The sequence below is a fragment of the Bacteroides graminisolvens DSM 19988 = JCM 15093 genome, assembly GCF_000428125.1.
GTDB lineage: Bacteria > Bacteroidota > Bacteroidia > Bacteroidales > Bacteroidaceae > Bacteroides > Bacteroides graminisolvens.
In genome coordinates this window covers 536,906-560,987 of record NZ_ATZI01000001.1, presented here as the reverse complement: position 1 = coordinate 560,987, position 24,082 = coordinate 536,906, and the positions used below count along the sequence as shown (strand labels likewise).

Below are 24,082 nucleotides of genomic sequence, written 5' to 3'. Positions count from 1 at the left end.
CTACTTATGTTTTATTAAAATAAATGCTGCAAATATAATTAGTTAGACCTAACTAACAAAATAGATTGCATTTTATTTTTTGATATAAGTACTTATTATTCATTACCACGTGCAGGAAGATGAACAAGCTTATCGGTATTCTTTTGTTCAATCAGATACCAGCTATATTCGTCAGTTTTTCCAACCGGCGAATATCTGCCTATCCACTTTATAAGCTCTTCATCATGCAACAATTCTTTCTTACGCACAAATAATATCGTCTTGTTCCAGTGATGCGCCATGGAATCTAATTGAGATACAGTCTCCGTTTGCTGAAGTTCTGAGTTCAGGTACACATCCATATTAGATGCTGTATTGAACTTATAACAAGCGTAATGAACCACCTTTTTTTTCTTCGCCAAAACTAATGCAGAACTTGCCATTTCTCTAAAACCAATATACTTATTTACAGACGGTATGATAAATGATCCGATAAAGACCAATCCTATTATTGCGAAACTAATCACACAAATGGCTCTAAGAGTTTGCTTTTTATGCAACAGTATAATGGCTACAACGCCTCCGAAAGTCAGCATGGTGCATGCAGCCAATAGAAGAATAGGGTTGTTGAGTATAGCAAAAATTTTATGACTGAATACAATTATGGCAGGCAAAATAAGGGCAAACAATAGGGCCGGTACCGTAATAGCCATTTTCACGAATTTATTATTAAGGTTATCCATCAGAATAATGGAACACAGATAAACAATAAAAGGATATTCGGGCAACAGATAAATATCGAGTTTAGAACTAATAGCCGACAATAAGATAAGGCTTGTGCTTATAACAATGAGAAAGAACTTTTTCAAGTCGTCATTGATTGTTTTTTGCTGAATGCCCTTCCATAGTAAAACGACATAAAGCAATGACCAAGGAGCAAATGACCATATCATTCGGGGCACATAAAACCAAAAGGGTTCTTTATGATGAAACGAGTTAACTCCTCTGCCGATAGTCTGTTTGAAAAGTATATTATAAAGATAATCTCTTCCTCCTTCAACGTAAATCAAAGCAAACCATAACGTGCATAACCCGGCAAGTATGGCCCATTGCTGCCAACCTAAATAACGACCAATGGTACGAATTTGCTTTTTGAGCACCAAAAATGAGATAATAGATACTACCGGTATTAGCAAGCCTATAGGACCTTTAGTAAACAAAGCCAAAAAGATAAAAACCGGTAAAACATGCCTTCCAATACGCGCATGCTCGTCGTTCTTATAAATAGTCCAAAAAATATAAAGTGAAACGACAATAAAGAAAGTCATAAGCATATCCATACGAACAACCAAAGCCGAACCAAGAAACATACCGGTGGTAAGCAACAACGCATTACTCACCAACGGATTACTGGCGATACCTTCTTTCCTCACCCACCGGTCCATCACAGCCATTATACCAATGGTAGGTAGCAGACTGAATAAACCTATGAGCCACATGTTATAGGTACCTGTTATCAGTTTAATCAGCATAATAAGCCAGAAAAACAAAGGAGGTTTATCTGCGTAGACTGCGCCATGATTATAGAAGGTAAACCATGTGCCATTCTTTAATGCTTCGTCAATAATGCTGATATACTTTAATTCATTAGTTGGCGTATAATCCCTAAAAAGGAAAGCAGGAATCAGCAATAATATGTAATATAAATATCGATAACGCATTTTCAGTTGTTTTGCTTGAGCCTCCAAAATAGAAGAGCAATTTTGTAGAAAAATAGAATTATCACTATTTATGACGATATTTCAGGATTAATAAAATTTGAGATAATAAAATGAGAAATATTCTTTTTGGATAGAATCCGGCGTTTTTAAAAGGGATAGACTAATTCAAATATACTCCTTTCTCAGATTGCTCCCCAACAATTAAAAATCCTAGGCCAACTTTTTAAAATCCTAGGCGTAGAAATAAAATTTGCAGGCGAACAATAGGCAGCCTATCGGAACATTAATACATAAAAGGCCATGATATGAAAATATGTAAATCTCTGAACTGCGAGAACATTGTTACGTAATTATTATTCTTTAAAAAAACCATAAAAAAAACAGTCTTAATGTAGCCTATTATAACTAGAACAATCTTGTTACTAACCTTATTCAGCCTAACCCGAAGCAAGCAGCACTTCTTTTCGATAAATGAGGCAGTTCGAACCGAAGTAGCGAAAATAGAGGACAAACAATCAAGACAACACACGAAAACACAAGGAAAATCTCCTAATTTTTATTTATTAATTATATATTCTTTTTATATCATGGCTGAATCAATGGCTGAGTCTCTTTTCGTCAAACCTTGTAAAACCCTCAAATTCAAAACATTACAAACTCAAAATAATGGCTGAATCAATGGCTGAAAATTATTGGTTATTTTTGTATACAAATACAAAAGGTTTAAATAGCTGATTAGCAATCAGGCTCTCAATCGATTGTCGCTATGGTTTAGCCTGTCCTACAACAGCAACAGAAGGCGATAGCATGCCGATGATATATTCCAGAATTGAATCACAGAAACGAACCTGCCAACAACTTGTACTGCAACTAAAACCAAGGCGCTACTTAAACTAATTATTATGCCCGCTATTTTAAATAAACACAAAAGACGAGGTGCTACCCATCCGAGGAGATAAAACTAAACAGAGAGGCTTAAAACGGCACCAGCGAGCGTCCAAATAACAACAAGGCATAACACCAACAACAAAGAAGCCAATTATGGCCCCCGATATGCTCCACAATCAGCCTTACCTTGCGACGGGTGAAATCGTGGACAATGAAGAGAATTCCAGTTAAAAGTCTGTTTACGAGTGGCAACAGAAACACAAATACTCGCCACCTGATTTATACATATTTAGGAACACGGTCATTTAATCAGAATGTAATTATAATCAAACAAATAGATTCAATCTCGTACTTATTGAAGCACCTTGTTTTTAGTATTTCAACTTTCAATTTAAGAAGTTGCAGTTCGAGGTTTTTGCGTTGACGCTTCATCTCGGGCACCAGGTCCTCTCTTTTTTACGGAGGTCAATTTTACCACTGTTGCAAAGATAACAAAGAAAAGAAGTGCAACTTGCGGAAAGATATTGTAGGCATGAGGAGATTAAGAGGCTACTGCACAAAAAAAAAGAAGGCATCTTTAAAAAGATACCTTCTTTTTTATTTCGTTCACACGGATCTTACTTTGTTCCGTTGTATTCGTCAGAGACAGATAATTTCTTTCTGCCTTTTGCACGACGTGCTGCCAATACTCTACGACCATTGGCACTAGCCATTCTTTCACGGAAACCGTGTTTGTTCTTTCTCTTTCTGTTAGAGGGTTGAAATGTCCTTTTCATTACTGTATATTGCTTTTATTTGTTATAACTCATGGGAAATCGGGTTGCAAAAATAGGTACTTTTTTTAAATTAACCAAGAGTTCCGTCATTTTTAGTCAAAACCTTTTGTGTTTTTTACCTATTTAGATTACTTTTGCGCTCGGAAACGACTGCAAGACAGGTAGTAATCTAATAAACAGTATAATAACAAATTATTTTATGATCAATTCACAAGACATCAAGAACGGAACCTGCATCCGTTTAGACGGAAAGCTCTATTTCTGCATCGAGTTTTTACACGTAAAACCCGGTAAAGGAAATACTTTTATGCGTACCAAATTGAAAGATGTAATTAACGGATACGTGATAGAGCGCCGTTTCAACATCGGCGAGAAACTGGAAGATGTACGCGTAGAGCGTCGTCCTCACCAATACTTGTACAAAGAAGGAGATCACTATATATTCATGAATCAGGAATCTTTTGACCAAATTCCTATTGCACACGATTTGATTAACGGTGTTGACTTCCTATTGGAGGGCATGATTGCCGAAGTTGTATCGGATGCTTCTACTGAAACCGTTCTGTATGCCGACCTGCCTGTTAAGGTGCAAATGAAGGTTACGTATACCGAACCGGGCATGAAGGGTGATACCGCTACTAACACATTGAAACCTGCAACTGTGGAATCGGGTGCGGAAGTTCGCGTACCGTTGTTCATCACTGAAGGTGAAACCATTGAAATTGATACGCGCGACGGTTCTTACCAAGGACGCGTAAAAGCATAATTTTCCCGAAAGGGTAACCCCATTATAACCATTTGCTATTTACTGCTCTTCTTCGAGGGGAAAACGGTAAATGGTAAGTGGTTATTTAGTATCTATGCCTATGTTTTATTCCGTAATTATTCCGGTGTACAACCGACCCGATGAGGTAGATGAACTGCTTCAAAGTCTTACGAGTCAAAGTTTTAAGAACTTTGAGGTGATTATTGTGGAAGACGGATCGTCTGTTCCCTGTGAGACAGTCACGCAAAAGTATGCCGAGCTACTGCAAATAAGCTATTATAGCAAACCGAACTCGGGACCGGGGCAGACGCGTAATTACGGGGCGGAAAGGGCATCGGGCGATTACCTTATTATACTGGATTCCGATTGCATCTTACCCGAAGATTACTTCAAGGAGGTGGAGCAGGAGTTGACGGCATCACCTGCCGATGCTTTTGGTGGTCCCGACAGGGCGCACGCGTCTTTCAGTGACATGCAGAAGGCCATTAATTATTCCATGACTTCGTTTTTCACCACCGGGGGCATTCGCGGGGGCAAAAAGAAGATGGATAAGTTTTACCCGCGCAGCTTCAACATGGGGGTGCGCACGGAGGTGTACCGAACTTTGCAAGGTTTCTCGAAGATGCGTTTCGGTGAGGACATTGATTTCAGCATACGGATTTTCCAACACAACTACGTGTGCAGGCTTTTTCCGGGTGCATGGGTATATCACAAAAGGCGCACGGATTTGAAGAAGTTCTTCAAACAAGTGCATAACTCGGGCATTGCACGCATCAACCTGTACAAGAAGTATCCTGATTCTCTGAAGCTGGTGCATCTGTTGCCGGGTGTGTTTACACTAGGTGTAGCGGTGTTGTTGCTTGCTGCGTTACTGTGGCCCGTAGCTCTGATACCGCTGGCGGTTTATGCCTTGCTGGTGGGTACGGATGCAGCGGTGCAAAACAGAAGTTTGCGCATCGGCTTGTATGCCGTAGCGGCTTCGTACACACAGCTAACGGGTTACGGCACGGGCTTTTGGCGAGCCTGGTGGCAACGGTGTGTCCGCGGAAAAGATGAGTTCTCTGCTTTCAGCAAGAACTTCTATAAGTAACCGAAGCCCGAAAGGGCGAATAACTTAATACTATGAAAAAGACATGGAAAATAAACCAAAACTCAATATCTCTGAATGGGCGGAGGAAGACCGTCCACGTGAAAAGATGATGCTGAAGGGTTCCGGAGCACTAAGCGACGCGGAACTGCTGGCCATCTTAATCGGTTCGGGCAATACCGAAGAGAGTGCCGTTGAACTGATGCGTCGCATCATGCAGGCGTGCAACAACAACCTGAATGAGTTGGCTAAGTGGGACGTGAATCGTTTTGCCGGATTCAAAGGAATGGGACCAGCCAAAAGTATCAGCATCATGGCGGCTCTGGAAATTGGTAAACGCCGCAAACTGCAAGACGTGGAGGAGCGCACGCAGATTACTTGTTCCACGGATGTGTATCGCATCTTGCACCCGCTATTGTGTGATTTGCCGCAGGAGGAGTTTTGGATTGTTTTGCTCAATCAGTCGAACAAGGTGATAGCCACCACGCGTATCAGCTCGGGAGGGATTGACGGTACGTATGCCGATGTGCGAACCATTCTGCGCGAGGCGCTGATGCAAAGGGCCACGGGGGTAATCTTGTCGCACAACCATCCTTCGGGTAATCCCAACCCCAGCAACGAGGATAAAAAACTGACCGCACAAATTCAACAGGCGGCTCGTACCATGAACATTCGTGTTGCCGACCATGTTATTATTTGCGACGGCAGGTATTACAGTTTTGCCGATAACGGTGAGATGGTATAGCCGAATTTAGCTATCTTTGCAGAAATAACAATTACAAGTATGGACAAATTTGAAACTGAAGTTAAAATCGTTGAGATACTCAAAACAGTATACGACCCTGAAATTCCGGTTAACATATATGACCTGGGACTGATTTACCGCATAGACGTAAACGAGGATGCCAGCGTGAATGTAGACATGACGCTGACGGCTCCAAGCTGTCCGGCTGCCGACTTTATCATGGAGGATGTGCAGCAGAAGGTGGAATCTGTTGAAGGGGTGAAGAGTGTAAACATCAATCTGGTCTTTGAACCGCAATGGGACAAGGATATGATGAGTGAAGAAGCTAAATTGGAATTGGGTTTCTTATGAAAAAGGTATATTTCCTCTCCGACGCGCATTTGGGGTCACGTGCCATTGAGCATGGACGCATGCAGGAGCGCAGGCTGGTCAACTTTTTAGATAGCATCAAGCATCAGGCTGAAGCTGTTTATCTGTTGGGCGACTTGTTCGACTTCTGGTTTGAGTTCCGCACGGTGGTGCCCAAGGGTTATACTCGTTTTCTCGGGAAGATTTCCGAGCTGACGGATATGGGAGTGGAAGTGCATTTCTTTATTGGTAATCATGACATTTGGTGTGGCGATTATCTCACACAAGAGTGTGGGGTAATTATGCACACTCAACCGCTGACCACGGAGATTTTCGGGAAAGAGTTCTTTCTAGCGCACGGCGACGGACTAGGTGATCCGGATCCTAAATTCAAATTGCTGCGTTCCATGTTTCACAACCGCACGTTGCAGCGGATGTTTGCCGCCATTCATCCGCGTTGGAGCATGGACTTGGGGCTAACTTGGGCCAAGCACAGCCGCATGAAGCGTGTTGACGGCAAAGAACCCGATTACATGGGCGAGAACAAGGAGTTTCTGGTTCTCTTCAGCAAACAGTATCTCAAAGAGCATCCCGACATCAATTACTTTATTTACGGTCACCGGCACATTATGCTGGATCTGATGTTATCAAGTTCGGCACGTGTCACCATTCTGGGTGACTGGATCAGTTATTTCTCTTATGCTGTTTTCGACGGGGAGAATTTGTTGCTGGATCAGTATATTGAGGGCGAAGACCTCAATAATGAATAGATTGAGGATGTGCAACGTAAAAAGGCCGGCAACGAGTGCCGACCTTCAGAGAACTGATTATTAAATCAGTTCTTTTTTATTTGTATCCGCCTGCTTTGGCTATGCGTTTGGGGATTTCAATATTGTCCATCTTACCGTTGAACAGTTCCGCTCCGGCACCGATAGCAAACACGGGCACGTAACCGGCACTGTGATTACCGCTTGCCCAGGCAACATGAGCGATCTCATTCACCACTTCTTTGGCACGGGCTGCCAACGGTTCGCTAATGGCGTACTCTGTCTTCTCAAAAGCCTGCACATTCTTCACGAAAGAGTTTTCGTATTCGTCACGCAGTTTCTTTTCTTGTTCCCAGCTAACGGGGAGTTCTTTCCAAAGTCCCATTTTATCGGCCAGCAGCGCCTTCACTTCTTCCCAAGACACCTTGTGGTTCTTTTCTTTGCGCAACTTATTAATGGCTACAGAAAGGTATTCCTGAGATATTTTCTGGTATTGCAGAGCTTTGAGGTTGAGATCCATGCTTCCTGTTCCCAGACCGATACCTCCCGTTTCATGGTCGGCAGTAATCACAATCAGGGTTTCTTTGGGATGTTTTTTGTAGAATTCATAAGCTACCTTAATAGCATTATCGAAGTCAATCACTTCATTGAAAGCAGTAGCTGCATCATTGTTATGACAAGCCCAGTCAATCTTTCCTCCTTCAAGCATCACGAAGAAACCTTTGTTTTTCTCTTTGGTCAGAAAGCTGATGGCTGCATCCGTGATTTCAGCCAAGGTTAAATCACCTTGTTTTGAATCAATGGCATAAGGAACCGCATCGGGAATGGAATTATCTTTTTGTACCAGAATCAATTTCTTGGCACGAGGATATTCTGCCTTAAATGCATCATAGCCCTTTACGAGAGAATAACCTGCCTGTTCGAAAAGGGGATAGATGCTGGGGGCCTCTTTCTTGTCGTACGTTTTGTCGGGACTCAGGAAACCGGAGCCTGCATAGAAATCGAAACCGGCTTTAGGAAGATCGGTTGCTATTTCGTAGTACATTTTACGGCTTGCCTGGTGTGCATAGAAAGCTGCCGGAGTAGCATGGTCAATGCTCACGGTAGTGGCAACTCCTACTCGTTTACCCGAACGTTTGGCACGCTCGGCAACGGTAACAAGTTGCTTCTTATCTTTGTCGAGCCCGATGGCTCCGTTATACGTTTTTACGCCTGTAGACAACGCAGTACCCGCAGCAGAAGAGTCTGTTACAGAGTTGGTGCTCGAGAAGGTCGTGGCGACCCCTGCAACGGGAAACTGAGTGAACAGAAGTGATTCGGTTCCTATCTTTCCATTCTTTTCGGCCAGATACATTTCGGTTCCGTTCACTTGGTTCACACCCATGCCGTCACCGATGAAATAGAACACATATTTGGCTTTACCTTGTGCAAAGACCGCACAGGCAAGGAGTAAGAAGATTAAAACATTAAAGGTTCGTTTCATGACTTTTTATTTAAAATTATTCTAATTAATGACACAAAGATAAAACCTTTACTTTTTCATGCAACCATCGGAGTGTTAATAAATGAATATCAGGGACAAACAAAGTCGATTGGCACGGCCTGTGCCCGCTGTTCACTTAGACGCATTACAATCACATGAACAATGTGAGAAAAAAAACAGCGTGCACTGCAAGAAGCAACACACGCTGTTATTATATAGGTGAAAACAAATTTCTATTTCAAGATGGTCATCGTATCCGAAGCAATCATAAACTCTTCGTCGGTAGGTATTACCACTACTTTCACTTTAGAGTCGGCAGTACTGATGATTGTTTCCTTACCGCGGATGGTAGCGTTATATGGTTCGTCAATTTTCACGCCCATGTATTCCAGTCCCTGACATACGCCTGCACGGCAGGTTGCCTGATTCTCGCCTACCCCACCGGTAAACACGATAATATCAACACCACCCAATGCAGCAGCATAAGCACCGATGTATTTTTTAATGCGGTAGAAGTACATGTTCTCAGCCAGCTGAGCGCGTTCTTCGCCACGAGCCACAGCATCTTCCAGTTCGCGCATGTCCGAAGAAACTTCGAATATACCCAAAACACCACTCTTCTTGTTCACCAAGTCCGACAGACCGGTTGCATCCAGTCCTTCTTTTTCCATGATGAACGTAAGTGCGCCTGCATCAATGTCGCCCACACGAGTACCCATCATCAAACCTTCTACCGGAGTAAGTCCCATAGAGGTATCAATTGATTTGCCGTCTTTCACTGCAGTAATAGAGCCACCGTTGCCGATGTGGCAGGTGATGATGCGCTGTCCTTCGGGTTTCACTCCCAAGAATTCACATGCACGTGCCGAAACATAACGGTGACTGGTTCCGTGGAATCCGTAACGACGCACGCCGTATTTGGTGTACATTTCGTATGGAAGCGGATACATATAAGCGTAATCGGGCATGGTTTGATGGAAAGCCGTATCGAACACGCCTACTTGAGGAACATTAGGAAGCAATTTTGAAATGGTATAAATACCCTTCAGGTTGGCCGGATTGTGAAGCGGCGCCAATTCTGAGCATTGCACCATTTGGTCAACCACATCCTGAGTAATCAACACAGAAGAGTTGAACTTCTCACCTCCGTGTACCACGCGGTGGCCTACTGCCGTAATATCATCCAACGAGCTGATGCAACCGTATTTTTCACCGGTCAGTGTTTCCAGAACGAACTCAATACCTACGGTATGTTCAGGAATTTCACGTTCAAGAATAACCTTTTCGCCGTTGGGTAATGCAAACTTAAGGAATGAACCTTGTAAACCGATTCTCTCAATACCACCTTGAGCCATCACTTCCTTGCTGTCCATATCGAACAGTTTGTACTTGATTGATGAGCTACCACAGTTTAAAACTAAAATTTTCATAATCTCCGTATTTTATTTTGCGTTGCTAGCTGCGATTGCCTGATTGGCTGTAATTGCAATCATTTTGTACACGTCGTCCACCGAACATCCTCTTGAAAGGTCGTTAACAGGACGGGCGATTCCTTGAAGAATGGGTCCGATAGCATCAACATTGCCTAAGCGTTGAGCAATCTTATAACCAATATTACCTACTTCCAAATTAGGAACAACCAATACATTGGCATGTCCAGCAATCTCAGAACCGGGAGCTTTGCTGGCACCGATTGAAGGAACCAAAGCAGCATCGGCCTGTAATTCACCGTCTATTTTCAAAGCGGGATCAAGCTGTTGAGCGATCTTGAAAGCCTCAACGACCTTGTCTACATTTTCATGTTTGGCAGAGCCTTTTGTTGAGAAGCTCAGCATAGCCACACGGGGTTCGTCAATACCGGCAACGGCTGTGGCGGTACGGGCTGTAGAAACAGCGATTTCGGCAAGTTGTTGTGCATCGGGAACCGGAGTAACTGCAACGTCACCCATCACCAACACACCATTCTTACCGTATTGAGTATTTTTTGAAATAAGTAGCATGGCACCGGAAACGCAGCTGATACCGGGCACTGTTTTGATAATCTGCAAAGCAGGACGCAAAACATTGCCGGTTGTGTTACGAGCACCGGCCAACTGACCATCGGCATCGTTATTCTTCACCATCAAACAACCCAGATACAACGGATCGAGAACCAACTTTCTGGCATCTTCCATTGTCATTCCCTTCTTCTTACGGAGTTCAAAAAGAAGTTCTGCATATTCTTCTTTTTTAGGCTGATTTTCGGGGTCAACAATCGTTGCCTGATCAATGTGCTTCAAGCTCCACTGAGCTGCCAAGTCTTTGATTTCGGCGGGATTGCCAATCAGTATCAAATCGGCTACACCATCTGCCAATACCTGGTCGGCAGCCTTTAGAGTGCGCTCCTCCGTTCCCTCGGGAAGAACTATGCGCTGGCGGTTCGCCTTCGCCCGCGCAACAATTTCGCTAATTAAATCCATGAATATATTTTAAATTGTACTATAACTGAGGAAAGTATTTTAAAAATACGATGCAAAATTACACATAATTGCAATATCTACATTGCAATTTCTGGTATTTTTGAGTCATAAAACACAATTATTGTAATATTTAACATTAGCGAATAACAACGAAAAACGCTAATGTGAATTGTTCCGTACCCAAGCGGGGCAAATGGCTCAGATACAAGTTTTCACATAATATGAACCGAAGGGGCAACTTTGCTGTTTTTTTTTAGTAATTTTGCAACGTTTTCAAAAAGGTATATAGGTATGATACGTCAATGCGCCATTCTGTTCGGTTGCCTGGCCTTAGGTGAATTAATCGTCTTCCTCACAGGTATCAAACTTCCTTCCAGCATTATTGGAATGTTATTACTCACGTTGTTTTTAAAATTGGGGTGGGTCAAATTACACTGGGTTCAGGGTATGTCTGACTTTCTGGTTGCTAACCTGGGATTCTTTTTCATTCCACCAGGTGTAGCGCTGATGCTCTATTTTGATATTATCCGGGCTGAATTCTGGCCCATAGTGATTGCTACATTAGTCAGCACCGCCTTGGTGTTGATCGTAACGGGTTGGGTACATCAATTAACAAGGAAAATAAAATGAGTTACCTCGAGAATAAATTCTTTCTGCTGGCCATTACGTTTGGTATTTATTTCTTTGCCAAACTGCTGCAGAAAAAAACAGGAATCGTCTTGTTGAATCCCATACTGCTGGCTATTGCCGCCATCATTGTCTTTCTGAAGACATTCAACATCAGCTATGACACGTACAACGAAGGCGGACAACTCATTGAGTTCTGGCTGAAACCGGCTGTAGTGGCATTGGGAGTTCCTTTGTATCTGCAACTGGAAACCATCAAGAAGCAATTGATGCCTATTATTTTGTCGCAACTGGCCGGCTGTGTAGTAGGAGTCGTTTCTGTGGTTGTGATAGCCAAGCTGATGGGTGCCAGTCAGGCCGTCATTTTGTCACTTGCCCCCAAATCGGTTACCACGCCCATTGCCATGGAAGTGACCAAAACCATTGAAGGCATACCTTCACTCACCGCTGCCGTGGTAGTATGTGTGGGATTGCTGGGAGCTATACTGGGTTTCAAAACATTAAAGCTGCTCAGGGTAAACAGTCCTATAGCCCAAGGGCTTTCCATGGGGACGGCTGCTCATGCCGTAGGTACTTCCACAGCAATGGATGTAAGTGGTAAATATGGTGCTTACGCCAGTCTGGGACTGACCCTCAACGGCATCTTCACCGCTTTGCTGACTCCCACAATTTTACGTTTATTGGGGTTCCTATAACAAAATGCGCACTTTTTTGTTATGTATGATGGATTTAATCAAACATAAGGAATCAATATGATAGAATTTAAAGATATCACTGTAGAAGACAAAGACACAATCACCTCTTTTACAATGAATAGTTGCCGTCGCAATTGCGACCTCTCGTTCTCCAATTTGTGTAGCTGGAGATTCATGTACAACACAAAATTTGCGGTCATTGACAACTTTCTGGTTTTCAAGTTCTGGCTACACGGCAGAGTTTCTTATATGATGCCTGTGGGACAAGGTGACCCGGAGAAAGAACTCATAGAAAAGCTGATTGAGGATTCCCAACTCGAAGGCGAACCGCTTCGGCTAATGGGTGTGTGCCAGGGCATGAAAAAACGCCTCAACGACATACTTCCGGGAAAGTTTGAGTTTACGACAAATAGAGATTATTCGGATTACATTTACCTGCGAAGCGATTTGGCTACTCTGACAGGCAAGAAGTTTCAGTCGAAAAGAAACCATATCAACCGATTTAAGAAAGAATATACATATAAATATGTGCCCATTACGCCCGATCGTGTACAGGAATGTCTATATTTGGAGGCTGAATGGTGCAAAGCGAATGATTGCGATAAGCAAGACGGCACCGGCAACGAGCGCCAGGCCATTGTCTTTGCACTGGAACACTTCGAGGAATTAGGATTGAGTGGAGGTATCTTGTATGCCAACGACAAGATAGTGGCTTTCACATTCGGTATGCCAATAAACAAAGAGACCTTTGGTGTGCACGTTGAGAAGGCCGACACAACAGTAGACGGCGCTTATGCAATGATTAATTTTGAGTTCGCCAACCACATACCCGAAACATTCACCTACATCAACCGCGAGGAAGATTTAGGTATTGAAGGACTCAGAAAAGCCAAGCTGTCTTACCAGCCGGAAACCATTCTGGAGAAGTTTGTGGCACATTATAAAGGATAAATAACCGCCGTGAGGCAAATAAACGTATGGCATGTTCAAACAACAGATAAAAGAATTATGGAGATTGTGCTTTAATGATAGTGAAGCATTTACCGAACTGTATTTCACACACAGATATAACAACGAGGTGAATATCTGCATACAAAGTGGTGAGATGGTGATTTCGGCTATGCAAACATTGCCTTATCCCATGACCTTTTGCAACAATACCATTCCTACCGCTTATGTTTCGGGCGCATGTACGCACCCCGATTACCAGGGGCGAGGAGTGATGCGTGAACTGTTGTCACAAGCCTTTGGGCGCATGCAAAGTCAGGGAGTATTACTCAGCACGCTGATACCGGCTACTGATCATCTCTTTGACTACTACAAAAAAAGCGGTTACGCGGCTGTGTTCGATTACATGGTTGAAACGCTTCTGCCGGAGGACTTAAGCTACGGAAAGAAAGACCTGAAAATTACTTCTTCTGCCGACTTTCAGGAAGATGTGTACGCCTATCTGGCAGCTAAGATGGAGGAACGTTCTTGCTGCATACAACATACGGCAGCCGACTTTAAAGTGGTACTTGCCGATTTAACCCTGAGTGGCGGTGAGGTGTTTGTAGCCACCAGCGGAAAATCCATTTGCGGCATTGCCGTTGCATACTCCAAAGAACAGACTCTTCAGGTGAATGAACTGCTGACCGATAGTAACGAAGTGGAGCAAGCGCTTTTGCTGGCTGCCTGCGAACGGTGGAACTGCCGGAAACTTTCGGTAATTCGTCCGTATAAACAAGAGGCCAATCGGAGGCGTTTGGGCATGGTACGCATCATTGATGCCAAAAAAGTGTTGCAGCTTTATGCCGCAGCCAATCCGCAAGTAGAGATGAACATGGAACTAACCGACTCATTGCTGGCTGTCAACAACGGGTACTTCTATATCAACAACGGCAAATGCATGAAGAGTGAAGAACGATTGCCGGGATCACATGAGCGCCTCAGCATTGAGGCGCTGGCCCTGAAAATCTTCTTACCGCTAAAGCCGTACATGAGCTTGATGCTCAATTAACAAAACAAACAAAGCCACCTGTCAAAGGGTGGCTTTTATTTTATATGCTTGTTTGAACGGCTGTTTACAATCCGCTAAAATCAACTCCGTCGAATACCAGCGAAGGGATTCTCCACGATGACGACAAGCGGGGATCGTTACCTGTTTCAACCAACGAGTTCCAAAGCGAAAGCATGTTGCCTGTAATATTCATTTCGGAAACAGGCACAGTCAGCTTGCCATTCTCAATAAGGAACCCTTCGATACCGTAAGAGAAATCACCCGTGGAACTGTTGCAGTTACCACCGTTGAAGCCGGTTACCAGAATACCGTTGCTAACACCTGCTGTTAGTCCGTCGAGGTCTTTGCTGCCGGTCTTCATCACCAACAAAGAGGGAGAGCTGATGGTAGGCTCCACGTTCATCTTCTTGGCGTTGTATGTATCAATGAAATACGTATTCAGCACACCATTCTCAAAGATAGCTCTACGCTGAGTGGCCACGCCCTCGTTATCGAAATAGCGCGCACCCGAAGCTTGCGGCAGATGCGGTTCATCCGTCAGTGTCATCTTAGCGGCAGCCACTTGTGTGCCCAGCTTGTTCAGCATAAACGAGTTCTTCTGCTGAAGAGCGGAGCCATACAAAGCCTGTATCATGGGCGAAACTAATCGGCCGGAGTTCAGCGGGTCAACCACCATAGTGTACTTGCCCGACTTCACTTTGGTTTGTCCCAGTTTGCGCAAGACTCTTTCAAATGCTTTTTTACCGATGTCATTGCGTATCAGCTTGTCGAAGAACAAGGAAGACTCATACCAGTAAGACGAAGGACGCGCCTCCCCCTCTCCTTTTACGCTGACGCTGGCCGACAAAGAGTACCAGGAGTTTTGCGTTTCGCCTTCGAAGCCATTGCTGGCAAGCAAATAGCCAAAGTTTACCCCGTCACTGTACGACGACTCCACGGAGATAATCCGTTTGTCGGTTCCATACACCTCTTCGGCAATGGCACGAGCCAATCCCACCTTTTCATCTGGTTGAACCGAATCGAACTTCCCGTCGAGCATTTGCAAGTCGGGCGCCCCCCCCTTATAATAGCGGCTACTATCCGGCAAAGAGCGGAAAGCATCTTCCGCCAAATATTTGGTTGATTCAATACCATTGGTAATGAACCGTTCCAGCTCCTTCTTGTCTAACCTGTTGGTTGAGAAAGAACCGTATCTGTTATTAACAAAAAGCGTGATAGACAAGCCGTTTTCAGAAGCCTGCTGCAATTTATCCATTTTGGCATCCCGGAGTTCGAACGAACTGTTCGAGCCCGAATTAAGATTCACCCTTGCTGCCTGGCACCCGTTCTTCAAAGCAAAGTCCATTGCCCATTGTGCCAGTTTCTTGTTACTGTCTGATATCATGATAAGAATTCTTATTCGTTACTAAAATCAGTTACTGCCACCCACCGTGAGCTTGCTCACCAAGGCAGAAGGCATTCCACAAGTTACCGGACACGACTGTCCGTCTTTTCCGCACGTCCAGGTTCCGTTGTCAATCTTGGCATTATCCGCCACCATGGTGATATCCGCCAATGCCTTGGGACCGTTACCGATGATATTGATATCCTTAATCGGTTGAGTCAATTTGCCGTCTTCAATGAGGTAACCCGACTTCACAAAGAACGTAAAGTCGCCCGCACCGATCTGCACCTGACCGTTGGTAAACTGATCGACAAAGATTCCCTTCTTAACCGAAGCAATAATATCTTCCTCCTTCACGTTGCCCGGATCCATATACGTGGCACGCATACGCGGCATAGGCATGCAGCGGAACGATTCCCTGCGGCCGTTGCCCGTTGACGGAATGCCGTAATGCTTGGCACTGATGCGGTCGTGCAGGTAACTGGTGAGCACACCCTCCTTCACGATATACGTTTTTTGTCCGGCAGACCCTTCATCATCCATATTCACCGACCCGCGGTTGAAAGGAATGGTACCGTCGTCAATCACACTGATGTGTTCATTGCATATTTTCTTGTTCAACTGATCAGAGAAGATAGAGACATTCTTACGGTTGAAGTCGGCCTCAAAAGCATGACCGATAGCCTCGTGCAACAAAATGCCTGAACCACCGGCACCCATTACCACCGGCATTTCGCCCCCTTTAGGCTTCACTGCCTGGAAAAGAATGGATGTTTTAGCTACAGCCTCCTGTGCCAGCAGTTCCACAACGTCATCGTTCAGGAACTCAAAGCCCATGCGGTAAGCTCTGGCCGCATAACCGTTCTCCACCTTGCCGTTTTCCTCCATGATACAAACAGCACCCAGCGTAACCATGGGACGGTAATCATAATACATCACTCCCTCGGAATTGCAGAAAAGAATGTGCGATGTGGTATCCGTAAGCGAAGCCGAAACCTTGTGCACCCTTTTGTCGAGTGCAAATATACGGTCGTTGAGTCGTTGCAGGTAAGGCATTTTACTTTTCAGAATCACCTCTTCCCAAGGCATCTTAACCGAATAATAGTTTGTCTTGATGGGTTTATCGGTCAGCGCCACAGGCAACGTAGCCTTTCCGCCTGTAGCAATGCGAGCCGCCGTACGGGCAGCATTGAGCATCTCTTTAAGAGTTACATTCTCCACATAAGCATAACCGGTTTGGTCGCCGGCAAGCACCCTGATTCCCACTCCAAAATCAATGTTCGAATTGCAGCGGTTCACAGCACCGTCTTGCAATCCCACATAATTATTAAAGGTATGTTCAAAGAAAAGGTCGGCATAATCGCCACCTTTCTCCAGAGCTGCGGCGAGCACCTTTTTCATATCTTCGTGCGAAACACCGAAATGATTCAGGGCAGAAGAGATACCCGATGCATCGTGAGCACCTTTCAGACTTTCGGCACGTAGAACAGATGAAGCGGCCATAGAGCCCAGCACCACCATGCCTCCTGTTTTTAAAAAGTTACGTCTATCCATAACGCGTAGGTTACTGTTAATGAACTATTTTAGTTTACTGTCACTCGTCTTTTGTGAGCAAGCTCTCAAGCTCTTCCGCACTGAGGCGAAGGTAGAACTGCCCTCTGTAAGCCACCGAGATGGCTCCTGTTTCTTCGGACACAATGATGGCATGTGCATCCGATTGTTGAGAAATTCCCATGGCAGCCCGATGGCGTAACCCCAGTTCCTTAGGAATATCGAGGTTGTGCGACACAGGCAGAATGCATCCGGCTGCCCGAATTCTTCCCTTACCGATAACCACCGCACCATCGTGCAGCGGACTGTTCTTAAAGAATATGTTCTCCAGCAATCGCTGGTTGACATCCGCATTGATCACCTCGCCCGATTGCAATACCTCATCGAGCGGCAGGTTGTGTTCCATGACAATGAGTGCCCCCACCCGCTGCTTGCTCATACTGATGCAAGCCATAACGATGGGCATAATATCGTCATGTTCCAGAGATTCTTTCTTGTTGCCGGTGAGAAAACGTACCAATCCGCTAGCCCTTTGGTGCGACCCCAGAGTAAGCAGAAAGCGGCGTATCTCATCCTGAAAAAGAACAATGAGCGCCAGCACGCCTACGCTGACCAGCTTGTCGAATATAGATCCGAGCAAACGCATCTCCAATACCTGAGACACCACCAGCCAAATAAGAATAAACACCAGAATACCGGTGAAAATATTGATGGAACCCGAAGCCTTCATCAGCTTGTATGTGTAATACAGCAAGAAAGCAACAAGCAGTATGTCTATAAAATCTTTTATTCCAAACTCAAAAAACATGCATCCGTTATTTTATGTTATTCATAGCTCTGTACTTTGGTAACCAGTTTCACGGCTTCGACGGCAGCCTTCACATCGTGCACCCGCAGGATGTCGGCCCCTTTCATGAGCGAAACAGCATGAAGCACCGTGGTGCCGTTCAGCGCCTCATCCGCCGTGATGCCCAGCAATTTGGTAATCATCGACTTGCGCGACACACCTACCAACAGCGGCAGTTCAAAGATGCGGAAGTCGGCCAGGTAAGCCATCAGCTCATAATTATGATCCACCGTTTTGCCAAAACCAAATCCCGGGTCAAGAATCATATCTTTCACCCCCATGGCACGCAATTGTTCCACCTTTCGGGCAAAGTAAAGAAAGACTTCCTTCACCAGGTTATCGTAATGCGGGTTCTTCTGCATGTTCTGCGGCGTACCCTTCATGTGCATCATGATGTAAGGCACGTTGAGTCGCGCCACTGTTTGAAACATCTGGTCATCCATCTCGCCACCGGCTATGTCATTGATAATGGCCACGCCGTATTCGGTGACACACATTTCGGCCACATCGGCACGGAAAGTATCAACAGAGATGATGGCATCGGGATGGTTGCGTCTGATAATCTCCAACCCCGTGCGCAGGCGACTCATTTCCTCGGCCGCGCTGATGTGTTGTGCGTCGGGTCTGGAAGAATAAGCGCCAATGTCAATGATGCACGCCCCTTCGTCAAGTATTTGCCGGGCACGCGTGGCTATATCCGTCTCCGTTTGCTGGCGACTGCCTGCATAAAAAGAATCGGGTGTGACATTGAGAATTCCCATGACCCGGGGTACCGACAAGTCGAGCAAATGACCGTTTACATTGATATATTTCGAGAAAGTTGATTCCATTTGAACAAATTTGAAGTTTGGTTCTTGCAAAAATAAAGAATTATCTGGCATTATTTCATTAAAGATGCAATTAAAATACAATAAAAAACGCAACAACCGCAGCAAATACCTATGGGGCAACAGTAGGCCGGCAAAGAATCCGGCTCTTTTTGCTCGTTTTCATCCCCAAAAAAGTTCAGGCAAAAAGAATATCGTGTATATTTGTTGCGTCTTTAAACATACAGTTAAAATGGAAACATCAGTTCTATATAGTATCTTTCTGCAATGCAGCAGCGTAACGACCGACAGCAGAAATTGTCCCGCAGGCTCTTTATTCATTGCCTTAAAAGGCGATTCGTTTAACGGCAACGCCTTTGCCGCTCAAGCATTGGCAACGGGCAGCGCCTATGCGGTGATTGACGAACCCGAGTTTGCTCCGGCCAACGACCCGCGTTACCTGGTGGTCGACAACTGCCTGCATGCTTTGCAACAGCTGGCCAATTACCATCGCAAACAATTACAGACACAGGTAATAGGCATTACGGGTACCAACGGGAAAACAACGACCAAAGAACTGATAGCTGCCGTGCTATCAACAACATACAACGTGCACTACACCAAAGGAAATCTCAACAACCACATCGGGGTGCCTCTTACCTTGCTTCAACTGAAACCCGAGCATGAAATAGCAGTTATCGAGATGGGCGCTAACCACCCGGGTGAAATAGAAGCGTTGGTCCACATAGCCGAACCCGATTACGGCATCATTACCAATGTAGGCAAAGCACATCTCGAAGGATTCGGCTCGTTCGAAGGGGTTATCAAAACCAAGGGGGAGTTGTATGACTTCTTACGCGAAAAGGAAAACTCGGTGGTCTTTATTCACCACGACAATCCGTATTTGAAGAAGATGGCCACTAACCTGCAACTGATTCCTTACGGTGAGGAAGCCGACTTGTTTGTGAACGGGCATGTAACCGATAACTCTCCTTATCTTTGCTTCGAATGGAAAAAAGGAACCGACGGTGAGATGCAGCAAGTGCGCACGCAACTTATTGGCGAATATAACTTTCCCAACGCATTGGCTGCGGTTACCATCGGAACTTTCTTTGACGTGCTGCCCCAACGCATCAACGAGGCTTTATCGGACTACACACCGCAAAACAACCGGTCGCAGTTGAAGCAGACAGCCCATAACACGCTGATTATTGATGCATATAACGCAAACCCTACCAGCATGATGGCAGCATTGGAGAACTTCCGCAACATGAAAGCCGACTGCAAGGTGTTGCTCTTGGGAGATATGCTGGAACTGGGAGCCGATAGTTTAAAGGAACATCAGAAGATAGTAGATTTCATTGACGGCTGCTCCTTCCACTCTGTTATATTGGTGGGCCAACAGTTTGCCGCCACACGCAACAATTATGCTTGCTACCCCACTGCTGCCGACGTGATGGAGGCTTTTCAAAAAGAGAAACCCCAAGGATGCACTGTGCTCATTAAAGGTTCCAACGGTACCAAACTGAGCACGTTGGTAGATGCTTTATAGCACCAACTTGGCAATACGGTTTGCAGCGTTTACATTGCTACGCAGCAATTGGTTGAAATGAACGCCTGAAAAGTTTCTATACACCCGGGTGTATAACCCTTGTACACCCCGGTGTAGGGACATTGTACACCCGGGTGTACAGACCCTGTACATGGGGGTGTACACGAAGTTTGTTCACCGGCAATTTGTTTTCCATATACGTGGACGAATAACCAGATACACGAAGACGGAACCCAGCAAAGACCCTGTTGCATTTGCCAGCAGATCGAGCCAGTCGCCACCGCGGTAAGTGGTGCAATACTCCTGCAGCAATTCCACACACCCACTGAACAAGACAGGACACAACAAGCCTCCTACCCATGCGTGCCACAACGGGGCCTGAAATTTCCGGTGATTACGTAGAAACTCAAGCCATAGCATGCCCGACATGCCGGCGTACATGCACACATGCACCACTTTGTCGAGGTAAGGAATTTCATTCAAATCTGTGGAAGGCGGTCTGAAGAACGACAAGTAGATAACACTAGAAATAACAAGCAGTGAAAACGGATACCTTTTTATATAGCGTAACATTATTCAATCTATTAACTGTTAAGGCACAAAAATAAGAAACATTTTCTATATTTGCACCGAAATAAAACAGTTTAGTACTAATTACGAGATAATACTTACAAAATGAATAAAAACGATAGAGCAAACTTCGGTAGCAAACTGGGTGTTATATTGGCCTCTGCGGGCTCGGCCGTCGGACTGGGAAACATTTGGCGTTTTCCCTATGAAACGGGCAACCACGGCGGAGCGGCCTTTATCATTATATACTTGGGGTGTATTCTGTTGCTGGGACTTCCCATCATGATTTCCGAGTTTCTCATCGGCCGGCATTCGCGCGCCAACACGGCTGCCGCTTATCAAATACTGGCACCGAAAACCCACTGGAGATGGGTGGGCAGAATGGGAGTCCTGGCGGGATTGCTCATCCTCAGCTATTATTCCGTTGTGGCCGGATGGACGCTCGAGTATATCACCGAGGCGCTCACCAACAGCTTCTCCGGAAAAAGTTCGGCCGATTTCATCGCTTCCTTCCAAGGTTTTTCTTCCAATCCGTGGAAGCCGGTGCTGTGGCTCATTGTTTTCTTGCTGGCTACTCACTTCATCATTGTAAAGGGAGTGGAAAAGGGCATCGAGAAATCATCGAAGATTATGATGCCGATGCTGTTCATCATCATATTGGTGTTGGTGGTTTGCTCGGTTACGCTACCCGGTGCCCAAAGTGGTATTGAGTTTTTGTTGAAACCTGATTTCAGTAAGGTAGACGGTAGTGTGTTTCTGGGTGCTATGGGGCAGGCTTTCTTCTCGCTCAGTTTAGGCATGGGTTGCCTTTGCACGTACGCCTCTTATTTCGGGAAGGATACCAACCTCACCAAAACAGCTTTCAGCGTAGGAGTCATTGATACGGTTGTTGCCGTACTGGCAGGATTTATCATTTTCCCGGCTGCCTTTTCCGTAGGCATCAAGCCCGACGCAGGTCCCAGCTTGGTATTTATCACCTTGCCCAACGTGTTTCAACAAGCTTTCGGAAGTATTCCTGTGCTGGCATACGTTTTCTCCGTTATGTTTTATGTGCTGCTGGCCGTAGCGGCACTGACTTCTACCATTTCCCTGCACGAAGTGGTTACGGCTTATCTGCACGAAGAGTTTAAGTTTACCCGCGGCAAAGCAGCCAAGATTGTAACCGGCAGTTGCATCTTCTTCGGTATTTTCTGCTCTCTTTCATTGGGCGTGGGAAAGGAATACACGCTCTTCGGACTGGGATTGTTTGACCTGTTCGACTTTGTAACGGCGAAAATAATGCTTCCGTTGGGCGGACTACTCATTTCTTTGTTTACCGGCTGGTATCTCGACAAGAAAATTGTATGGGAAGAGGTTAGTAACCAGGGAACCTTGAGAATGCCTCTTTACAAGGTTTTTATCTTCATCTTGAAATTCATTGCGCCGATAGCCATATCCTTCATTTTCATCAATGAACTTGGGTTGCTGCGCTAATCATGTGGAAGGATTATTTTTATTTCACCCGAAACGAACAACAGGGGATTATCATACTGATAATAGGTATCGTCTGCGTGGCGGGCGGTCTTTACTTTTGGCCGAAAGAGGCACGGCAGCAGGAGAAAACCAAACAGGAACTGCAACACGAAGAGGCTGAGTTCGCGGCTTCTCTGCAACGGAAGAAGAAAGAATACGACTACAAGCGTTACCGCACCTTTGAACAAACGCCAATACATCTGGCTCCGTTTGATCCCAACAAGACAGACTCTGCCGGGTTTGTGAGGCTTGGGCTGCGCCCTTGGATGGCTCACAACATCATGCGTTATCGTTCAAAAGGAGGACGCTTTCGCAAGCCCGAAGACTTTAAAAGGGTGTACGGCCTCACTGCTCAACAGTTTCAGTCATTGCTTCCTTATATAACGGTTGAAGAGCGTGCCGTCAACAGAGACAGTTCTCTGTACACGGCGTTGAAACGTGATTCGGTTAAGCCGTTTAAATATGCGGCTGGGGTTACGATTGATTTAAACACCACCGATACAACCGAACTTAAGAAGATTCCCGGCGTGGGAGGCAGCATTGCCCGCATGATTGTTGGCTACAGGCAAAAGTTGGGCGGCTTTTACGATGTGTGCCAACTGGATGACATCAGGTTAAACGTTGAGAAGCTGAGAGGCTGGTTTTATGCAGATGCCAGCAAGACACAACGCATCAACCTCAACAAAGCAAGTGTTGAACGGTTGAAAGCGCACCCTTACCTGAATTTCTATCAGGCAAAAGTGATTGTGGAGCACCGCAGCAGATACGGTGCAATCAGTAATTTAAACCAATTGTCGCTCTACAACGAATTTACGCCGCACGACATACAGCGTATTTCGCACTATGTTTGTTTCTAATCAATACTGAATCATTCCGTCGATCATGTGCACCGTGCGGTCGGTTATCTTCGACAAGCTTTCATCGTGCGTAACAATGACGAACGTTTGCCCGAACTTGTTACGCAAATCAAAAAACAACTGGTGCAGTTCTTCTTTATTGTGCGAATCTAGGCTACCCGAGGGTTCGTCGGCCAAGATGACAGCCGGATTGTTGATCAGTGCTCTGGCTACTGCTACCCGCTGCTTTTCTCCACCCGATAATTCATTGGGTTTATGAGAAGCACGCTCCTTTAACCCCATGAAATCGAGAATTTCCGAAGCACGGGTCAACGCTTCGCGATTGCTCACACCCGCTATAAATGCCGGTATCATGATGTTTTCAATGGCCGTGAACTCAGGGAGCAACTGGTGAAACTGGAAAACAAAACCAATGTGTTTGTTTCTAAAAGCAGAAAGTTCTTTCTGTTTCATCCGGCTCAGATTGGTACCGTCAATACTAACAGTTCCTGCATCGGGATCATCGAGCGTACCCATAATTTGCAGAAGGGTCGTTTTACCCGCTCCGCTGGGACCTACAATGCTCACCACTTCGCCACTGTTTATCTCCAAATCAATTCCCTTCAGCACTTGCAGAGAACCAAAACTTTTTGTTATTCCTTCGAGTTGAATCATACGGATTTG

At 45.2% G+C, this 24,082-nt stretch carries 23 protein-coding genes; 12 read left to right on the top strand and 11 right to left on the bottom strand.

Annotation, left to right across the window (positions count from 1 at the left end; translation table 11 throughout):
- Positions 1–95: 95 nt before the first annotated feature.
- The gene (locus tag C511_RS16010; protein WP_154657447.1) at positions 96–1,700 is read right to left on the bottom strand and encodes an ArnT family glycosyltransferase; all 1,605 of its coding nucleotides are present in this window, start codon (positions 1,698–1,700) and stop codon (positions 96–98) included.
- Between the two features lie 1,505 nt (positions 1,701–3,205).
- Positions 3,206–3,364: a 50S ribosomal protein L34 gene (gene rpmH / locus C511_RS17400; protein WP_081698251.1), complete on the bottom strand. Its 159-nt coding sequence runs from the start codon at positions 3,362–3,364 to the stop codon at positions 3,206–3,208.
- Positions 3,365–3,563: 199 nt separating this feature from the next.
- Between rpmH and efp the strand changes: the two genes are divergently transcribed.
- The 5 genes from efp (at position 3,564) to C511_RS0102190 (ending at position 7,080) form a co-directional block, all read left to right on the top strand.
- Positions 3,564–4,130, top strand: coding sequence for an elongation factor P (efp, locus tag C511_RS0102210; protein WP_024995296.1), 567 nt, complete (start codon positions 3,564–3,566; stop codon positions 4,128–4,130).
- A 100-nt stretch (positions 4,131–4,230) separates the two neighbouring features.
- A complete protein-coding gene (locus C511_RS0102205; protein ID WP_024995297.1) occupies positions 4,231–5,220 on the top strand; it encodes a glycosyltransferase in 990 nt (329 codons plus the stop codon).
- Between the two features lie 43 nt (positions 5,221–5,263).
- A complete protein-coding gene (gene radC, locus C511_RS0102200) occupies positions 5,264–5,962 on the top strand; it encodes a RadC family protein (protein WP_024995298.1) in 699 nt (232 codons plus the stop codon).
- A 39-nt stretch (positions 5,963–6,001) separates the two neighbouring features.
- Positions 6,002–6,313: a metal-sulfur cluster assembly factor gene (locus C511_RS0102195; protein WP_024995299.1), complete on the top strand. Its 312-nt coding sequence runs from the start codon at positions 6,002–6,004 to the stop codon at positions 6,311–6,313.
- Complete coding sequence (locus tag C511_RS0102190) at positions 6,310–7,080, top strand: UDP-2,3-diacylglucosamine diphosphatase (protein WP_024995300.1); 771 nt, start codon at positions 6,310–6,312, stop codon at positions 7,078–7,080. The genes C511_RS0102195 and C511_RS0102190 overlap by 4 nt, the downstream gene beginning before the upstream one ends.
- Before the next feature lie 76 nt (positions 7,081–7,156).
- Here the strand turns inward: C511_RS0102190 and C511_RS0102185 are convergent, their stop codons facing one another.
- The 3 genes from C511_RS0102185 to pta all read right to left on the bottom strand — a co-directional run bounded on the left by C511_RS0102185 (position 7,157) and on the right by pta (position 11,019).
- Positions 7,157–8,560 carry an alkaline phosphatase gene (locus C511_RS0102185; protein ID WP_024995301.1) on the bottom strand — a complete coding sequence of 468 codons (1,404 nt, stop codon included), beginning with the start codon at positions 8,558–8,560 and terminating at the stop codon, positions 7,157–7,159.
- A gap of 233 nt (positions 8,561–8,793) precedes the next feature.
- Positions 8,794–9,990 carry an acetate kinase gene (locus tag C511_RS0102180; protein WP_024995302.1) on the bottom strand — a complete coding sequence of 399 codons (1,197 nt, stop codon included), beginning with the start codon at positions 9,988–9,990 and terminating at the stop codon, positions 8,794–8,796.
- 12 nt (positions 9,991–10,002) lie between these two features.
- Complete coding sequence (gene pta, locus C511_RS0102175) at positions 10,003–11,019, bottom strand: phosphate acetyltransferase (RefSeq protein WP_024995303.1); 1,017 nt, start codon at positions 11,017–11,019, stop codon at positions 10,003–10,005.
- A 291-nt stretch (positions 11,020–11,310) separates the two neighbouring features.
- Here pta and C511_RS0102170 point away from each other — a divergent pair, with 291 nt between their 5' ends.
- The 4 genes from C511_RS0102170 to C511_RS0102155 are packed head-to-tail and all read left to right on the top strand — an operon-like array spanning position 11,311 to position 14,340.
- The gene (locus C511_RS0102170) at positions 11,311–11,649 is read left to right on the top strand and encodes a CidA/LrgA family protein (protein WP_024995304.1); all 339 of its coding nucleotides are present in this window, start codon (positions 11,311–11,313) and stop codon (positions 11,647–11,649) included.
- Positions 11,646–12,341 (top strand): LrgB family protein, encoded by a 696-nt coding sequence (locus C511_RS0102165; RefSeq protein ID WP_024995305.1) that lies wholly within the window; start codon positions 11,646–11,648, stop codon positions 12,339–12,341. The genes C511_RS0102170 and C511_RS0102165 overlap by 4 nt, the downstream gene beginning before the upstream one ends.
- 57 nt (positions 12,342–12,398) lie before the next feature.
- On the top strand, positions 12,399–13,292 hold the full coding sequence (locus tag C511_RS0102160; RefSeq protein WP_027317718.1) for a DUF2156 domain-containing protein: 894 nt from the start codon (positions 12,399–12,401) through the stop codon (positions 13,290–13,292).
- A 31-nt stretch (positions 13,293–13,323) separates the two neighbouring features.
- Complete coding sequence (locus C511_RS0102155; RefSeq protein ID WP_024995306.1) at positions 13,324–14,340, top strand: GNAT family N-acetyltransferase; 1,017 nt, start codon at positions 13,324–13,326, stop codon at positions 14,338–14,340.
- 64 nt (positions 14,341–14,404) lie between these two features.
- Here the strand turns inward: C511_RS0102155 and C511_RS0102150 are convergent, their stop codons facing one another.
- The 4 genes from C511_RS0102150 to folP are packed head-to-tail and all read right to left on the bottom strand — an operon-like array spanning position 14,405 to position 18,952.
- Positions 14,405–15,724 carry a TldD/PmbA family protein gene (locus C511_RS0102150; RefSeq protein ID WP_027317717.1) on the bottom strand — a complete coding sequence of 440 codons (1,320 nt, stop codon included), beginning with the start codon at positions 15,722–15,724 and terminating at the stop codon, positions 14,405–14,407.
- A gap of 27 nt (positions 15,725–15,751) precedes the next feature.
- Positions 15,752–17,278: a TldD/PmbA family protein gene (locus tag C511_RS0102145; RefSeq protein ID WP_024995307.1), complete on the bottom strand. Its 1,527-nt coding sequence runs from the start codon at positions 17,276–17,278 to the stop codon at positions 15,752–15,754.
- A gap of 40 nt (positions 17,279–17,318) precedes the next feature.
- Complete coding sequence (cdaA, locus tag C511_RS0102140) at positions 17,319–18,083, bottom strand: diadenylate cyclase CdaA (RefSeq protein WP_024995308.1); 765 nt, start codon at positions 18,081–18,083, stop codon at positions 17,319–17,321.
- Positions 18,084–18,100: 17 nt separating this feature from the next.
- A complete protein-coding gene (folP, locus tag C511_RS0102135; RefSeq protein WP_024995309.1) occupies positions 18,101–18,952 on the bottom strand; it encodes a dihydropteroate synthase in 852 nt (283 codons plus the stop codon).
- 229 nt (positions 18,953–19,181) lie between these two features.
- Here folP and C511_RS0102130 point away from each other — a divergent pair, with 229 nt between their 5' ends.
- Positions 19,182–20,480: a UDP-N-acetylmuramoyl-tripeptide--D-alanyl-D-alanine ligase gene (locus C511_RS0102130; RefSeq protein ID WP_024995310.1), complete on the top strand. Its 1,299-nt coding sequence runs from the start codon at positions 19,182–19,184 to the stop codon at positions 20,478–20,480.
- Positions 20,481–20,654: 174 nt separating this feature from the next.
- Here the strand turns inward: C511_RS0102130 and C511_RS0102125 are convergent, their stop codons facing one another.
- On the bottom strand, positions 20,655–21,053 hold the full coding sequence (locus C511_RS0102125) for a VanZ family protein (protein WP_024995311.1): 399 nt from the start codon (positions 21,051–21,053) through the stop codon (positions 20,655–20,657).
- Positions 21,054–21,155: 102 nt separating this feature from the next.
- Here C511_RS0102125 and C511_RS0102120 point away from each other — a divergent pair, with 102 nt between their 5' ends.
- Both C511_RS0102120 and C511_RS0102115 read left to right on the top strand, forming a co-directional pair.
- Positions 21,156–22,523 carry a sodium-dependent transporter gene (locus C511_RS0102120; protein WP_024995312.1) on the top strand — a complete coding sequence of 456 codons (1,368 nt, stop codon included), beginning with the start codon at positions 21,156–21,158 and terminating at the stop codon, positions 22,521–22,523.
- A gap of 2 nt (positions 22,524–22,525) precedes the next feature.
- Complete coding sequence (locus C511_RS0102115) at positions 22,526–23,419, top strand: helix-hairpin-helix domain-containing protein (protein WP_024995313.1); 894 nt, start codon at positions 22,526–22,528, stop codon at positions 23,417–23,419.
- On the opposite strand, the gene C511_RS0102110 is transcribed toward C511_RS0102115, so the two are convergent.
- Positions 23,420–24,073: an ABC transporter ATP-binding protein gene (locus C511_RS0102110; RefSeq protein WP_024995314.1), complete on the bottom strand. Its 654-nt coding sequence runs from the start codon at positions 24,071–24,073 to the stop codon at positions 23,420–23,422. It lies immediately after the preceding gene.
- Positions 24,074–24,082 lie beyond the last annotated feature (9 nt).